This is a genomic window from Candidatus Xianfuyuplasma coldseepsis (genome assembly GCF_014023125.1).
GTDB lineage: Bacteria > Bacillota_I > Bacilli_A > Izemoplasmatales > Izemoplasmataceae > Xianfuyuplasma > Xianfuyuplasma coldseepsis.
Genome location: NZ_CP048914.1, coordinates 1,296,826 through 1,313,148 on the forward strand (window position 1 = coordinate 1,296,826; position 16,323 = coordinate 1,313,148).

The 16,323-nt window shown below is 39.2% G+C and carries 15 protein-coding genes and 1 tRNA gene; 13 read left to right on the forward strand and 3 right to left on the reverse strand.

Going from position 1 to position 16,323, the window contains the following annotated elements; genetic code table 11:
* Positions 1-16 precede the first annotated feature (16 nt).
* Together rpoC and G4Z02_RS06205 are read left to right on the forward strand one after the other, a co-directional pair.
* Entirely contained in the window at positions 17-3,730 is a 3,714-nt protein-coding gene (gene rpoC, locus G4Z02_RS06200) for a DNA-directed RNA polymerase subunit beta' (RefSeq protein WP_258877151.1), read from the forward strand.
* A 226-nt stretch (positions 3,731-3,956) separates the two neighbouring features.
* Positions 3,957-4,033 (forward strand) — tRNA-Thr (locus G4Z02_RS06205).
* Between the two features lie 34 nt (positions 4,034-4,067).
* Here the strand turns inward: G4Z02_RS06205 and G4Z02_RS06210 are convergent.
* Positions 4,068-4,703, reverse strand: a complete 636-nt coding sequence (locus tag G4Z02_RS06210) for a pentapeptide repeat-containing protein (RefSeq protein WP_258877152.1) — start codon at positions 4,701-4,703, stop codon at positions 4,068-4,070.
* A gap of 90 nt (positions 4,704-4,793) precedes the next feature.
* Between G4Z02_RS06210 and G4Z02_RS06215 the strand changes: the two genes are divergently transcribed.
* From G4Z02_RS06215 to G4Z02_RS06265, 11 genes are all read left to right on the forward strand, one after another.
* Entirely contained in the window at positions 4,794-5,201 is a 408-nt protein-coding gene (locus G4Z02_RS06215) for a VOC family protein (protein ID WP_258877153.1), read from the forward strand.
* A gap of 145 nt (positions 5,202-5,346) precedes the next feature.
* The gene (locus tag G4Z02_RS06220; protein WP_258877154.1) at positions 5,347-6,657 is read left to right on the forward strand and encodes an ATP-binding protein; all 1,311 of its coding nucleotides are present in this window, start codon (positions 5,347-5,349) and stop codon (positions 6,655-6,657) included.
* Between the two features lie 191 nt (positions 6,658-6,848).
* Entirely contained in the window at positions 6,849-7,256 is a 408-nt protein-coding gene (gene rpsL / locus G4Z02_RS06225) for a 30S ribosomal protein S12 (RefSeq protein WP_258877155.1), read from the forward strand.
* A gap of 31 nt (positions 7,257-7,287) precedes the next feature.
* Positions 7,288-7,758, forward strand: a complete 471-nt coding sequence (gene rpsG / locus G4Z02_RS06230; protein ID WP_258877156.1) for a 30S ribosomal protein S7 — start codon at positions 7,288-7,290, stop codon at positions 7,756-7,758.
* A 15-nt stretch (positions 7,759-7,773) separates the two neighbouring features.
* Positions 7,774-9,843, forward strand: coding sequence for an elongation factor G (fusA, locus tag G4Z02_RS06235; protein ID WP_258877157.1), 2,070 nt, complete (start codon positions 7,774-7,776; stop codon positions 9,841-9,843).
* A 91-nt stretch (positions 9,844-9,934) separates the two neighbouring features.
* The gene (gene tuf / locus G4Z02_RS06240; RefSeq protein WP_258877158.1) at positions 9,935-11,125 is read left to right on the forward strand and encodes an elongation factor Tu; all 1,191 of its coding nucleotides are present in this window, start codon (positions 9,935-9,937) and stop codon (positions 11,123-11,125) included.
* Positions 11,126-11,280: 155 nt separating this feature from the next.
* Positions 11,281-11,991, forward strand: coding sequence for a hypothetical protein (locus G4Z02_RS06245; RefSeq protein WP_258877159.1), 711 nt, complete (start codon positions 11,281-11,283; stop codon positions 11,989-11,991).
* 13 nt (positions 11,992-12,004) lie between these two features.
* A complete protein-coding gene (locus tag G4Z02_RS06250; RefSeq protein ID WP_258877161.1) occupies positions 12,005-12,502 on the forward strand; it encodes a hypothetical protein in 498 nt (165 codons plus the stop codon).
* Between the two features lie 10 nt (positions 12,503-12,512).
* A complete protein-coding gene (locus G4Z02_RS06255; protein WP_258877162.1) occupies positions 12,513-12,800 on the forward strand; it encodes a hypothetical protein in 288 nt (95 codons plus the stop codon).
* A 41-nt stretch (positions 12,801-12,841) separates the two neighbouring features.
* Complete coding sequence (locus tag G4Z02_RS06260; RefSeq protein WP_258877163.1) at positions 12,842-14,113, forward strand: cellulase family glycosylhydrolase; 1,272 nt, start codon at positions 12,842-12,844, stop codon at positions 14,111-14,113.
* Positions 14,110-14,637, forward strand: coding sequence for a GNAT family N-acetyltransferase (locus G4Z02_RS06265; protein WP_258877164.1), 528 nt, complete (start codon positions 14,110-14,112; stop codon positions 14,635-14,637). Before G4Z02_RS06260 ends, G4Z02_RS06265 begins: the two co-directional genes overlap by 4 nt.
* A 33-nt stretch (positions 14,638-14,670) precedes the next feature.
* Here G4Z02_RS06265 and G4Z02_RS06270 read toward each other — a convergent pair whose 3' ends face one another.
* Positions 14,671-15,396 (reverse strand): hypothetical protein, encoded by a 726-nt coding sequence (locus G4Z02_RS06270; protein WP_258877165.1) that lies wholly within the window; start codon positions 15,394-15,396, stop codon positions 14,671-14,673.
* A gap of 10 nt (positions 15,397-15,406) precedes the next feature.
* Positions 15,407-16,129 (reverse strand): hypothetical protein, encoded by a 723-nt coding sequence (locus G4Z02_RS06275; RefSeq protein WP_258877166.1) that lies wholly within the window; start codon positions 16,127-16,129, stop codon positions 15,407-15,409.
* Positions 16,130-16,323: the final 194 nt, after the last annotated feature.

The following is a 16,323-nucleotide window of genomic DNA, read 5'->3' on the forward strand; positions in this document are numbered from 1 at the left end:
AAAGTAGGGTGATGACATGAGTCAACGTTTTTCACATTATAAAATCCGCCTAGCATCTCCAGAAGAGATCCGCGGTTGGTCCTTTGGTGAAGTGAAGAAGCATGAAACAATCAACTACCGTACATTGAAGCCAGAAAAAGACGGTCTGTTTTGTGAAGTCATCTTCGGTCCTACCAAAGATTACCAATGTGCTTGTAGCAACAAATCAAAACGCAGTAGCCACACCGGGAAAAAATGTCCTGTTTGTGGTGTTGAAATAACTGAAAGTAAAGTCCGTCGTGAACGGATGGGACACATCGAACTTGCTGCTCCCGTCGTTCATACATGGTACTTACGCAATAGTCCTTCGCGTCTTGCAACGTTATTGGACTTAAAAGCAAAAGATTTAGAAGAAGTTGTCTATCTTGCCAGTTACATCGTCACCGATCCTGGGGATACCGACTTACAATACAAACAAATCTTAAGTGAAGCCGAATATTCCGTAAAATACATGGAATACGGTAGCCGCTTCAAAGCCCAATCGGGTGCTGAAGCTGTAAAAACATTATTAAAACGGTTGGATTTAAAACGCGAAAGTATGATCTTACGTAAAAATCTACCCAATTCATCGAAACAAAAACGTCAAAAAATCATCAAACGGTTAAGCGTTGTTGAGGCGATTTTACAATCCGACAACAAACCAGAATGGATGGTTTTAGATGTCCTACCTGTTATTCCTCCTGAATTACGACCAATGGTTCAGTTAGATGGTGGTCGCTTTGCGACAACCGACTTAAATGACCTGTACCGTCGGATTTTAAACCGGAATAACCGATTAAAACGTCAATTTGAACAAAATGCGCCACATTTAATCACCAAAAACGAGAAACGGATGTTACAAGAAGCGGTTGACGCCTTAATTGATAACTCCAAACGTGGACGTAAAGTGGTTGAGAAAAACCGTCCCTTAAAATCATTAAGTGATTTATTACGTGGGAAACAAGGTCGTTTCCGTCAAAACTTACTAGGGAAACGTGTCGATTATTCTGGACGTTCCGTAATCGTTGTTGGACCAGACCTTGAAATGTATCAATGTGGATTACCAAAAGAAATGGCGGTAACCCTATTCAAACCATTCGTTATTAAAGAGTTAATCGAACGCGAAATCGCGTCGAATATCAAAAGTGCAAAACGCTTGGTAGATACCTTAAAAGATGATCGTATCTGGGATGTCTTAGAAGACGTCATCAGTGAACATCCGGTTCTATTAAACCGTGCACCTACCCTTCACCGCCTTGGGATTCAAGCCTTTGAACCAAAACTGGTTGAAGGAAAAGCCATCCGATTGCACCCACTCGTAACCACTGCGTTTAACGCCGACTTCGATGGGGATCAAATGGCCGTTCATGTTCCGTTAAGTGAAGAAGCTCAAGCGGAAGCACGGGTATTGATGCTTGCATCCAACAACATCTTGAACCCTAAAGATGGAAAACCAATTGTTACACCGTCTCAAGACATGGTACTAGGGAACTATTACCTCACCTTGGAAAAAGCCGGAGAAATTGGTGAAGGACGTGTATTTGGACGTGTGGATGAGGTAACCTTAGCCTTTGAAAACAAACAAATTACATTACATACGCGAATTGCGATGCGTGGTAGCGCCCTTGGGAATGCACCACTTACTGAAGAACAACGCAATGGGTATTTAGTAACAACCTACGGTAAGTTGTACTTCAATAGTATTTTACCTGAAGAGTTTGCGTACCTAAATGAACCGACATTAACGAACTTACAAAAACAAGTCGATCCTGAAACGGGTGAAGAGCGATACATTACACCGGACAAGTACTTTGTACCAAAAGGTGTCTCGGTTAAGGAGTACATCCAAAATCAACCGCTTGTCCCACCATTTAAAAAAGGATTCTTATCCAATATCATTGCTGAGGTATTCAATGTCTACAAAATCAATGAGACCTCAAAAATGTTGGATAAACTGAAAAATCTTGGCTTTAAATTCTCGACCCAAGCTGGTATCACTGTAAGTGCATCCGATGTTAAAGTCTATTCGAAAAAACATGATGAAGTCGAGAAAACTCAAGCAATTGTCAATCAATTATACATGCAATATGAAATGGGTCTATTAACGGATTACGAGCGCTATAAACTCGTTATTAAAGAATGGGCCGATGTAAAAGCCCGGATTCAAAAAGGATTAATGGACGAATTAACAAGCGATAACCATATCTATATGATGAGCGACTCTGGAGCTCGTGGTAACGCCTCAAACTTCACCCAGTTAGCTGGGATTCGGGGATCGATGGCAAATACCAAACGCGAAGGATTGAACACCGCATACAATATCAAAGCAGGAATCAAATCAACCATCGAGTTACCGGTTAAATCCTCGTTTATCGAAGGATTAACCATGAGTGAGTTCTTTATCTCGACCCATGGGGCGCGGAAAGGTTCTACCGATACCGCGTTAAAAACCGCTGACTCAGGATACCTAACCCGTCGTTTGGTTGATGTATCGCAAGATCTTGTTATTACCGAAGACGATTGTGGTACCGACAACGGTACGACAATTCGTGAAATTGTACATAGTGATGGAAAAGAAATTGTTCCATTCTTAGACCGTTTGATCGGTCGTTATACTGCTCAATCTGCAATCCATCCAGAAACAGGCGAAGTGATTATCGCCAAAGATGGGTACATCACCGATGACATTGCACGACGGATTGTCGATGCTGGCATTACCGAACTCAAAATCCGCAGCGTATTAACCTGTGATAGCGAGCAAGGTATTTGTAAAAAATGTTACGGTCAAAACCTATCAACGGGTGAAAAAGTTGAAGTTGGTGAAAGCATTGGTACCATCGCCGCCCAATCGATTGGTGAACCTGGTACTCAGCTGACAATGCGTACCTTCCATACTGGTGGGGTTGCGGGTGCCGATATCACCCAAGGTCTTCCTCGGATTCAAGAGTTATTTGAAGCCCGAACACCAAAAGGAAAAGCCGTTATCAGCGAAATTGATGGAACCATTTCAGATATTGAAATCGTTGAAGAACGCTATAAAGTAACAGTAGAAAACGGCATGGAAAAACACGTCTATGAAACCAATAGTGGAGTTACATTACTCGTGGAAGAAGGACAAGATGTTCGTGCTGGAACCAAAATTACGGATGGATCGATTGATCCAAAACAATATTTAAAAGCAACCGATGCAGAAACGGTACAACAGTACTTACTCAGTGAAGTACAAAAAGTATACCGGGCTCAAAGCATTGAAATTTCCGATAAACACATTGAAGTAATCATTCACCAAATGATGCGTCGTATCAATGTCGTCCTTGAAGGAGACACAATGTTATTACCGGGAGCACAAGTATCGATTCGTGAGTTCAAAGAAGCAAATGCAGAAGCACTAAAAGCGCGTAAACGTCCAGCTATTGGTCGTCCAGCATTACTCGGTATTACTCGAGCAAGCTTACGTAGTGAATCATTCTTAAGTGCAGCATCCTTCCAGGAAACAACACGTGTCCTTACCGATGCATCGATCCGCGGTAAAGTCGATGACTTAGTCGGATTGAAAGAAAATGTTATCATCGGAGGATTAATCCCTGCAGGTACTGGTATCTTACGCGATACGAAATTCGAGTACGAACGTCCAACTCCTGAGGATGAAGAAGAAATCTTCGAACAAGAACAACTCGATGAAAATCCATTCTTAGATGATTATCAATTCTAAATCAAACAGCTGCTAAATGGCAGCTGTTTTTTTTATCCTATATTTGTATATACAACAATTACAAAACGTTGTAAATAAGCGATTTTAATAGTCAATGAATATAGTAATATTTTGATATTTTATTACTATAATGACCCTTTTAATTTCCATAAAATTAAAAAAAATAACAAAAGATGTGTTCGAGTCTTGCACTGTATAATTTTTATGGTATAATTAAATACGCTAGGCCGCTATAGCTCAGTTCGGTAGAGCAATGCCATGGTAAGGCAGAGGTCGTTGGTTCGATTCCAATTAGCGGCACCATTAAGTAAATAAAAGCCCACAGTTGTGGGCTTTTTTATTTGACATTTACACCAATTAAATTGCATAATAACACAGCTTGTTCACTAGAAATGATGGCTCCTTGGATATTGTGGATATCCGTTTTCATGCCATCGATTATGGATGAGGATAAATCAACTCCTTTTAAGGAGGTATCATAAAAGTCCGATTTCAATAAGGAAACACTCTGTAGCGACAAGTCGCGGAGTTTGCATGTGAACCAGGTAGATTCATCTAGATTCGAATTAATTACTTCAACGACTTTCCATGTTGTCTCTACACTATCCAAATATCGCCCAGTACAGTCCTTTATCAGGATATCTTCAAGTTGACTATCGGTAAAATGGGTACCATCCAATTTACTGTGAATGAACTCACATCGGATGAGATTAGAGTGTTTGAGTTTATTGTTTGTAAAGGTGCAATGCTTGAATTGACAATCCATAAACTCAGATCGTTCCATTAATGAATCAGAGAAGGTACAATTTTGAAAAATAACCGTATCAAAAATCACCCGTTGTCCATGAAACGGTGGGATGGTACGATTCGCAATCGTTTTGTACTCAATACGTAGTTCTTCGGAATCAAGGACAATATCGTCGGTAAAATCTTCTAACCATGTTTTAATAATGGGGCGTTTTCGTGTTTTCATCCAATCACCTAGTTGTAGTATAACGTATATGATTAACAATTGAAATAGGATTTGTTATATAATAAAAGTATCTAAAATTAGGAGGAAATTATGGGACAAATCATTCCGTTTGTAACCGTCGATAATGCGATGGATGCGATCGCATTTTATAAGGACGTTTTTGGAGCTGAAATTCAAGGAGACATCACGATGTTAGAAGATGTACCTGGGATGGATAAGTCAACGTATAAAGGAAAGGTTGGTCATTGTACTTTGAAAATCCATGATTCTACCTTATTTATAAACGACGCAATTGATGAAGTTATGTTAACTCCTGGTGACCGAATTCAGTTTGTATTAGAATTACCAGATGAAAAAACACTACGAACAACGTTTGAAAATCTGTCATTATCCGGAAAAGTCGTTTCAGAACTCCAAGAAGTATTCTGGGGTGCATTATTTGGAACCGTAAAAGATCAGTTCAACATAACATGGCAGATCTACTATGGTCATAAATAAAGTGGCTAAAAATAGACGATAAGTAATAAGAAACACAATAAAATCCACGAATTAATATTTAAAAGTGACAATAAAACGTTCGAAAAAATGTAATAATAGTTGTTTATATATGAAAAAAAGTGTACAATTTAACTAGGTGATATCGATGTTAAAACGAAAAATTGAGATATATTTACGTGATTGGAAGCAAAAAAACAAGAAAAAATCTCTAATTGTTGAAGGACCGCGACAAGTAGGTAAAACAACAAGTGTAATTGACTTTGCTAATCAAAGTTACGATTCGAAGCACATATTATACATCGACTTTCACAAACGGCCGGAGTTAATTGAAATATTCGAACCGAATTTGGATGCTGGTCGGATTATCCATTTACTTCGAGTATACTTCCCTGAAGTTCAGTTAGTCAAAGGCGAAAGTATCCTAATTTTCGACAACGTTCAAGAGTGCGAACGAGCACTCATTTCACTTCGATCATTTACATCTCAAGGAGAGTATGATGTTATTGCTATTGGATCGTTTTTAGGGAACATGTATAAGACGATGAATAGTTTTCCTGTTGGGTATGTAGAACGATATGCAATGGGGTCTCTTGATTTTGAAGAATTTTGCTGGGCGAATGGTTATGAAGAAGATATTATTGATGTTGTAGAAGAACATTTTACAGATTTAAATCCGCTTTTAAAAGCGACCCATAATGTATTTATGGATTTATTCCGAGAATATATGGCAATAGGTGGAATGCCGCAGGTGGTTGCTGCATATACTGAAGATAGGGATTTTAAACAAGCCTACTCGATGTTAGAGGATTTACTGGAGTTATATGAGAATGATATTATTCGATACAGTCCATCACGAATGGGACACAAGGCAGTTGAATGTCTCAATTCATTGCCGGTGCAACTGTATCGAGACAACAAAAAATTTCAATATAAAAGTGTGTCTGAAGGCGGCCGCAGATCCAAATATGAAGCCAGTGTTGAGTGGCTAATTGATGCGGGTATTGTCCTTCAAGCAAGCAATGTTAAATATCCGAAAAAACCGCTTCACTCTAATGTCCGAAGTGATTGCTTTAAACTTTATTTACACGATCCTGGTTTGTTTGTTGCAATGCTAGGTGATGAGATTCAACTTGAAATTCTTCGTGGTGGTATGGATGCCTATAATGGAGCGATTTACGAAACGGTTATGGCAAGTCTATTTTCAAAAGTAGGGCAAACGTTATATTACTTTGAAAAGAACTCGAAACTATCGGTTGATTTCTTAATTACCCGTCATCGTGAAATGCACGCAGTAGAAGTCAAATCAGCTGACAATCCCAAGTCCAAAGTATTACCTTCGTTGATAGAAAATTATGGGGTTACAATTGGCGTAAAAATGGGAACAAAAAATATTGAGCAACAAGATCATATTGTAACAATGCCGATTTATATGGTAATGTTTATGGAACGAAATTAACGAACAAAGCCATTTATTGTGTATTCGAAAAAAAATAAATTAAATAGTTGACACACCTGCATGTGTGAGATATAATAACTATGCTGTTAAATGAAAAAAACATCAGGGTTTATTCGCATAAGCCCTAGTTTTTATGAAAAAACCGAACCACCTGGATGCGTGGATTATGAAAGAGAGGAGGAAACCATTCAATGCCTACGATTAATCAGTTAGTACGTAAAGGAAGAAAAAGCAAAACAAAAAAATCAAAATCACCTAGTTTATCTGTTGGGTTTAACTCAATTAAGAAACAGCACACAAACAACCCTAGCCCACAAAAACGTGGTGTATGTACACGTGTTGCAACAATGACCCCACGGAAACCGAACTCAGCACTTCGTAAATTTGCTCGTGTTCGTTTGTCTAATGGACTTGAAGTAACAGCCTATATTCCTGGAGAAGGACACAAATTACAAGAACACAGCGTGGTATTAATACGCGGTGGACGTGTAAAAGACTTAGCGGGAGTTCGCTATCACATCGTACGTGGTACGCTAGATACAACCGGAGTTGAAAATCGAAAACAAGGTCGTTCGAAATACGGAACGAAGAAAGCATAATTTTTATTAAAGTTGAAAGGAGGAAAAAGTTATGCCTCGTAAAGGTCACATAGCAAAAAGAGATGTTTTACCGGATCCAATTTATAATTCAAAACTTGTGACAAAATTGATTAATAATATCATGTTGGACGGTAAAAAAGGGACTGCTCAAAGTATTTTATATAGTGCATTCCAACGAGTTGAATCAATAACAAATCAACCACCAATCGAAGTCTTCGAAGAAGCTTTAAATAATATTATGCCGACATTTGAAGTACGATCCCGAAGAATAGGTGGGCAAAACTATCAAGTGCCAGTAGAAGTACGTCCTGAGCGACGTTATACGCTTGGACTTCGATGGTTAACCCTATACGCAAGATTGCGTAATGAGAAAACAATGGAAGAGCGATTGGCGAAAGAAATCGTCGACGCAGCACAAGGAAATGGTGCTTCTGTTAAGAAAAAAGACGATGTACACAGAATGGCAGAAGCAAACAAAGCATTTGCCCATTATCGATGGTAGAAAGGACGTTGTATTATGGCTCGAGAGTATAGTTTAAAAATGACTCGTAATATAGGGATCATGGCTCATATCGATGCTGGTAAGACAACGGCTACGGAACGTATTCTGTATCACACTGGACGTATTCACAAAATTGGTGAAACCCACGATGGGGCGAGCCAAATGGACTGGATGGAACAAGAACAAGAACGTGGAATTACAATCACATCGGCAGCAACCACTGCCCATTGGAGAGAACACCGCGTCAACATCATTGATACGCCAGGACACGTCGATTTTACAGTAGAGGTATCACGATCACTTCGTGTCTTAGACGGTAGTGTAGCCTTGTTGGATGCACAAGCAGGTGTTGAACCCCAAACTGAAACAGTTTGGCGTCAAGCAAACGATTATAAAGTTCCGCGAATTGTATTTGCGAACAAAATGGATAAAATTGGAGCCGACTTTGCCTTTAGTGTTCGCACATTAGGGGAACGCTTAGGTGCAAACGCCGCTGCCATCCAATGGCCCATTGGTAGTGAAGCGGACTTTGATGGAATCATCGACCTAGTGGAAATGACCGCATGGATGTACGATGGTGCACCCGAAGAAATTCCTGAAGAAGTAGAGATTCCAGATTACCTACAAGAAACAGCTGAAGAAAAACGGATCGAGTTAATCGAGACCGTTGCCGAATTGGATGAAGAATTAATGATGCTTTACCTCGAAGGTGAAGAGATCGATGCGGATACCCTTCGCACTGCCATCCGAAACGCAACATTAAGCGTTCAATTCTTCCCTGTATTATGTGGATCAGCATTTAAAAACAAAGGAGTAAAATTACTCCTGGATGCCGTGATTGCATATTTACCTTCACCCCTAGATGTCGCTGCCGTCAAAGGAATCGACAAACAAGGTGAAGACTTAATCATAGAAGCATCGGATCAAGCGGAATTTGCTGCCCTCGCATTTAAAGTTATGACCGACCCATTTGTTGGGAAACTAACGTTCTTCCGGGTGTATGCCGGGAAATTAGCCAAAGGTTCGTATGTATATAATGCAACCAAGGAAAAGAAAGAACGTGTTGGTCGAATCTTACAAATGCATGCGAATAGCCGTGAGGAGATCGATATGGTGTACGCCGGAGACATAGCGGCCGCCGTTGGACTGAAAAACACTTCCACCGGCGATACCTTATGTAACGATAAGAACTATATCATCTTAGAAAAAATGGTCTTCCCAGAACCGGTAATCAGCGTTGCCATTGAACCCAATAGCCGCGCCGATCAAGATAAAATGGGAATCGCCTTAAGCAAACTGGCCGAAGAAGATCCAACGTTTAGAACGTATACGGATCAAGAAACAGGCCAAACAATCATCGCTGGTATGGGTGAACTTCACCTCGATATCATCGTTGATCGGATGAAACGCGAATTCAAGGTTGCCGCAAACGTCGGACAACCACAAGTATCCTATCGTGAGACGATTACAACCTCGGCTCAAATCGAAGGTAAATTCGTGCGTCAATCCGGGGGACGTGGACAATATGGACATGTCTGGATTGAATTTGAACCGAATCCGGAAAAAGGATACGAGTTCGTCGATAAAATCGTTGGTGGGGTTGTTCCAAGAGAATACATTCCGGTCGTTAATAAAGGACTGGAAGAAAGCTTGGAATCCGGTATTCTTGCTGGATACCCAATCATCGACTTGAAAGCTACCTTATATGATGGTAGTTACCATGACGTTGACAGTAGTGAGATGGCGTTTAAAATTGCCGCAAGCATGGCGCTGAAAAAAGCCAAAGAAGCTTGTAAAGCAATTCTGTTAGAACCACTGATGAATGTTGATGTCATCGTACCGGATGAATATCTCGGTAACGTCATTGGCGACATTACAAGTCGTCGCGGACGCATGGAAGGTCAAACCCAACGTGGTAACGCCCTCCAAATTACTGCTAAAGTTCCCCTCGCAGAAATGTTTGGGTATGCTACATCGCTTCGCTCTAATACACAGGGCCGCGGGAACTACACAATGCAGTTTTCACATTATGAAGCATGCCCTAAGTCAATTGCCGAAGAAGTTATCAAACGTCGAAACGGGTAATATGACTTAAAACTTGCATTATATATTATAATGCGATAAAATATGTTTGGTAAAAAATAACAATATACAAAAATTATAGGAGGAAATCTTAATGGCTAAAGAAAAATTTGTCCGGAATAAACCTCATATGAATATCGGTACAATCGGACACGTAGACCATGGTAAAACCACATTAACTGCTGCAATCGCAACCATCCTTGCTAAACGAGGAGTTGGGAACACGAAAGCTGCAGACTATGCATCAATCGATAACGCACCTGAAGAACGCGAAAGAGGTATTACAATCAATACCGCTCACATCGAGTATGAAACAGAAGCTCGTCACTATGCACACGTAGACTGCCCAGGACATGCGGACTATGTCAAAAACATGATCACTGGTGCTGCACAAATGGATGGAGCAATCTTAGTTGTATCTGCTGCAGACGGAGCAATGCCTCAAACTCGTGAACACATCTTACTTGCTCGCCAAGTTGGTGTTCCAAAATTAATCGTCTTCATGAACAAAACAGACCAAGTAGACGATGATGAATTATTAGAATTAGTTGAAATGGAAATTCGTGAATTATTAGACGAATATGAATTCCCTGGAGACGACATTCCTGTTATTATGGGTTCTGCTTTATTAGCACTTAATGGTGACGAAGCTCACGAAGAAAAAATTATGGAATTAATGGAAGCTGTCGATGAATACTTCGAAGATCCAGTTCGTGAAACTGACAAACCATTCTTAATGCCTGTCGAAGACGTATTCAGTATTACTGGACGCGGAACCGTTGCTACTGGTCGTGTAGACCGTGGAACTGTTAAAGTTGGAGATCCTGTTGAAATTGTTGGTATCAAAGATACTGCAAACTCTGTAGTAACTGGTGTTGAAATGTTCCGTAAATTATTGGACCGTGCAGAAGCAGGGGACAACATTGGAGCATTATTACGCGGTACAAAACGTGAAGACATCCAACGTGGACAAGTATTAGCAAAACCAAAATCCGTTACACCTCATACAAAATTTGAAGGACAAGTATACGTTCTATCAAAAGAAGAAGGTGGACGTCACACTCCATTCTTCAGTAACTATCGTCCTCAATTCTACTTCCGTACTACGGACGTAACTGGTGTTATCGAATTACCAGCTGGTGTTGAAATGGTTATGCCTGGCGACGACGTTACAATGATCGTTGATCTTATTCACCCAATCGCATTGGAACAAGGAACCAAGTTCTCAATCCGCGAAGGTGGACGTACCGTTGGTGCAGGTAACGTTTCAAAAATCTTTGAATAATACCTAATCTACAAAAAATGAAAAGAGACTTCGGTCTCTTTTTTTATGTAGCTAGATATGACTTATATCTAGCCATTTTATTAAATTCTATGAGAAGGTTGTATGAGTTTATCACATGATGATATAATAGACCTTGTATTATAGGGGGTGTACGAATGAAAATATCATTGCCATATGTCGCAGGAATTACCTTAATTCTAGTATTAAGTCATGCGTTTTTGGGGTATTTCAACGTGGAAGTAACGGATAGTCATTCCCTTATTCAGTATATACCTATTGTCAGTGTAGGTGTTGTATTCATGACGATGTTGAATCTAACATTCAATTATTTTGCCCCACTGTATTATAACAATGGGGAACGAGAAACCATTTATCACACTCACGTGGGAACGTTATTAAAGGACAGCTATACCACCCCATTCTTCGAGTCGGTCGTAATCGAAAATATCCATAAACAGATTCAGAATACGACTTGTACGATAAAACAAACTGAGGATCATCACTATCAACTGACGGACTGGAAACGGAAAACACCTTTGTTGTCGAGTACATCCCTACGTTTTTCGCGTGATGATACTGTGACAAATATGGATATATACACCGTGCACTTGGCGAACAATTATGTTAGTATATTCAAACTATTACTTGCTGTTATTACGGTGTCCCTATCGTTTTACACCAGTGTTCTTGCGCTGGTTGGGATGTTTGCGATACATATTTATTCCGTTGTTCAAGGATATGCACTTCGATGGCAACTCCGTACAAATTTAGATGAGTATCACGATATCCTTGACAAAGCCACGGATGTCTACGAATTATCAAATCACGAATCACGAGATACTACGGTATGGGGACAATTTCAATAGGAAGGGATTATTTATGAGACTACAAATTACAAAACCAATTGCCTACTTCTACGGTGTGCTTACCATTGTTATCATTATCGGATTGATTGTGATGTATATCTTTGTCTGGAACTCGCACATCCGTGATATCAACGGGGATGATACATCACTGAATACACTGGACAATTTAAATGAACCTGTAGAGCTCGGGAATTATGACTATACAGCGTTTATGAAGAATGAAATGGATACCGATAACTTCTCGCGGTATGAAGCGCGTAAAGTCAGTGGGTTTATGTTATTACGAAGTATCGTTGTTCGATCGGATACTACCAATCTAACGATATCCAGCGACCTTGAACAAGGAAACTGTGAAATTGCTGTAGTAAGTTCTTCGGGGGATATTTTATATCGTGTAGAAGACTACAATGGTAATAACTTCACATCGTTAAATACTGAAGGAATCAATACGGTATATGTAGTAATGGGTGTTGAATCCGCACGTATTGACGTTACGGTCACGGAAAAATAGCGGTGAATAGATGAATTTATATCTGAAAACAGTATTAACATATAGCGGTGTATTACTTACATTTATAATCCAAGTGACATTATTTTCAATGTATCACAATATCTTTCTGTTTTTTCTTCCATTTATTGTGTTTGGATTAATTTTAGATGCGATAAAACGTCGTTCAGGTGAACCGAAATCAAGAGGGTTCATTACTCTTCAAAGGAGTGAGATTACACTCCTATATGTTATTGTTAATCTAGCTCTCGCAGTAGGAGTCGTTGTAGTAACATTTATTTTCGCTATTGTGTTTTTATAATGAGTAATATGGTACAAGTTATATAGGAAAGGATATACACTATGGGACACACACATCTTACAGTACAAGGTCGGGATTTCTATATTAATGGAAAACCTGTGTATGATGAAATTGAGAACCATCCAGCGTCAAAAGGACTACTGATGAACTCCCGTTTTATCCAAGGGATCTTTGATGACAAAACCGATCGAATACGGTATAACCGATTTGGTAAAGTATTTGATGCCAATCAAAATACCGAAGATTTTATTGCGGCATTACCACAGTGGTATGCTTATGGACTACGTGCCGTAACGGTTGGGATTCAAGGTGGAATGCCAGTATTTACCACGGATGTTCGGACGATTGACAACAATCCGTTTGGTCCCGATGGGACATCATTTGATGAGAGATACGCAAACCGATTAGACAGGATTATCCGAGCTGCGGATAAGATCGGTATGGTCATTATTATCAATATTTTGTATTGGGCTCAATCGCTTCGGTTTAATAATGATGAAGCGATTATTGCCGCATTGAAGACTTGTTCGGCGTTCTTGAAAAAGGGTGCGTATACCAATGTCATAGTCGATGTTGCCAACGAATATAATATCGATATGTGGAATGAACTTCCAATTATCCAAAACCCAAAAAGTATGAGAAAACTAATTCAACTCGTACAAGAAGAAACTGGTGGTATGCTTGTCGGTAGTAGCGGCGGTGGTGGTTTAATTGACAAAGAAGTGGCGGATGCTAGTGATGTTGTCTTAGTACACGGTAACGGACTTACCAGAGGTGAGTACTATGACTTTATTCAACATGTGAAAACGATCGCTCCGAACAAACCAATTCTTTGTAATGAAGATTCTCCGTGTATCTCACGATTAGATGTTGCTTATGAAACGCATACATCGTGGGGACACTATGATAATTTTACCAAACAGGAACCCCCATGCGATTGGGGTATCACCAAAGGACAAGATTTCTTTTTTGCGAGACGTATGGCACAAGTACTGGGCATTGATATTCCTACATTACCTAAAGATGAACAATTCTATCTTCAAGGGTTAGAACCTCTTACAGTAACGCAAGGAAAACGATGGATACGTCTGACCGCAGAATATCCGGAAAAAATTAACTATGTAAATTATTATCGCAATGGGAAACCAATCTATCGCTCGTATGATGAACCGTATTTTCTATATCGTGAAACCACATGGATTCAAGGACCGTGGAATGTTCAAGAAGACGATCAAGAATGGACTGCAGAAGTGGTACTTAGTGATGGTACAAAAGTAATAAAAACGGTTGCTGATACCGAAGGTGAATCGTGATAACTCTCGTGCAACCACACAAAGATCTTGAACAAGAGATCTTTGACTATAAAGCGGAAATGATCGAAGCAGGGGATACGGAATTATCGGGGTGTGGAAGTTTGGATAAATATGATGATTACGATCATTGGATTCGTCATATTAAAACATACTCAAACAAAGATACGTTGCCGGAAGGATATGTCGAAGGTAGTCAGTGGGTATTGGTAGATACCGCGAGAAATAGAGTGCTTGGTTTTGTGAATATCAGACATTATCTCAATGATTTCTTACGGAACTATGGTGGACATATTGGGTATAGTATACGGCCTAGTGAACGCCGAAAGGGGTATGCTAAACTTCAATTGCAACTAGCGTTACATCACCTTCAATCATTAGGGGTTCAAAAAGCACTTGTCACTTGTGATGTTGCCAATATTGGATCCTATAAAACCATTGAAGCCTGTGGTGGAGTATTGGAAGATATAGTTTATTCTAAAGAACATGGTCATACGAAGCGGTATTGGATCACGTTGAAAAAATAAAACAATGACTCGAGTAGTCATTGTTTTTTTCTACTATTCAACGATTGTGAACTCGGAAAATAACTCTCGTAATAAAACACGAATATTTGATTCTTCTGTTTCACTAAAAATGGGATCAAAATAAATGGAACTTATTTCGTTTGCTGTAGTGCTGGTAAGTAGAATGGATTTTTGAGTATAATCTGGAGATATTCCCCCATCAATTGTCGGACTGATGAATGAAATTCTCTTTTCTACAAATGATTCAATATCTAGTAGGTATTTCATATAGTTCTCATTGTTCTCTACGAGATTATAGAATTCATCTTCGACATTGATGGTGGCTTGAAAAGAAGGTCCTTCCGTTCCAGGATACATATACAATCCATCAAACTCATACCCGTCAATACGGAGATAAGCAACCTTGTGTTCGAAGCCTACCATTTCCATTTCATTATACATCTCAGTATAAAGTGATACGGCCTGCTCGGCAAACTCAATGTTGAGTGGGGTCTGAGAAGTATCTAGGGTAATATTCAGTTCCAATCTGTTGTTGATGATATAATAATACCCAGTTACAGCACTAATGTCATCCCATTCCATATCGCTAACTTTCGTTTCGAAGTGCTTCTTGACAGCGTCGTAACCTTGTTGCAAACTACATTCGTTTGTACCAGAATATCCACTCTGTAGACAATCAAGGTACGCTCGTTCTTTTTCGATACACGCCGTTAATAACGTGGTTAAAATAAGTATCAGTATGAAAGTGATTGTTCTCATAGTTGTCTCCTTATGTACAGGTGATATACACATTGTTGAAGTAATTCATGAGTAGTGAAATATAACAGATGGTACTATATGCGAGAATAATAATTGTCACGATATCCAATTTTTTTAACTTGAATCGTATCCATACCACAACCATGTATAAAACAAAACCGACAAACGTTAGGATTATAATATACTGTAATACGAGATTATTGAATCGGACGTTATACGAGAAGAAATAGAAGAAATAGAACATAAACGTCAAGTTAATGGAGCTCAGCATTAACGGACGTTCATGGAATGATTCGATACGATTAAAACAGAGATGATCCAACGCATTAAAACTGATGAGAATGATTGGAATCAAATAGAATGCGAAAACAGGGTAGCATTCTCCAACTGACATCAAGACCATGTAACCTTGATATAGAAACAGCAGAATCAGTACATAAAAACTAATGAAATAACCAATTTTTAAGTTGTCTTGGAATAATGAATTCTCTTTTTCTTTTGTGACTTTTGAGAAGAAGTACATGGTTGTAAGAATAATAACAAGGGCTGTCAGAGTACCACTAATATAGATTTTAGTCATTACACTCATTAATAAAAAACGTCGGAACAATAGATTCGCTGTTGAACCAGATAGATAGTATAAACCAATATTGAAATAGGTGATTGTTACCAGAACAATTAGTAGTTGAAAATAACGTATGATTCGACGATACTCGTTTTTGATGTCTTCCATGATTCCTCCTCCATAAAATATAAATTGAAGACAAGGATATTCTTGTCTTCATATTTGTGTGGGCCGTTCCCTATACTTGTAGTATATCCTAGATTATAACCAATTTCAAATAAGTATTGCATACCTCATGGTAATATGTACAGAGTATTTGCGTTGAGTTTAACTTGATAGTTCAATCATATAATGGTACTATT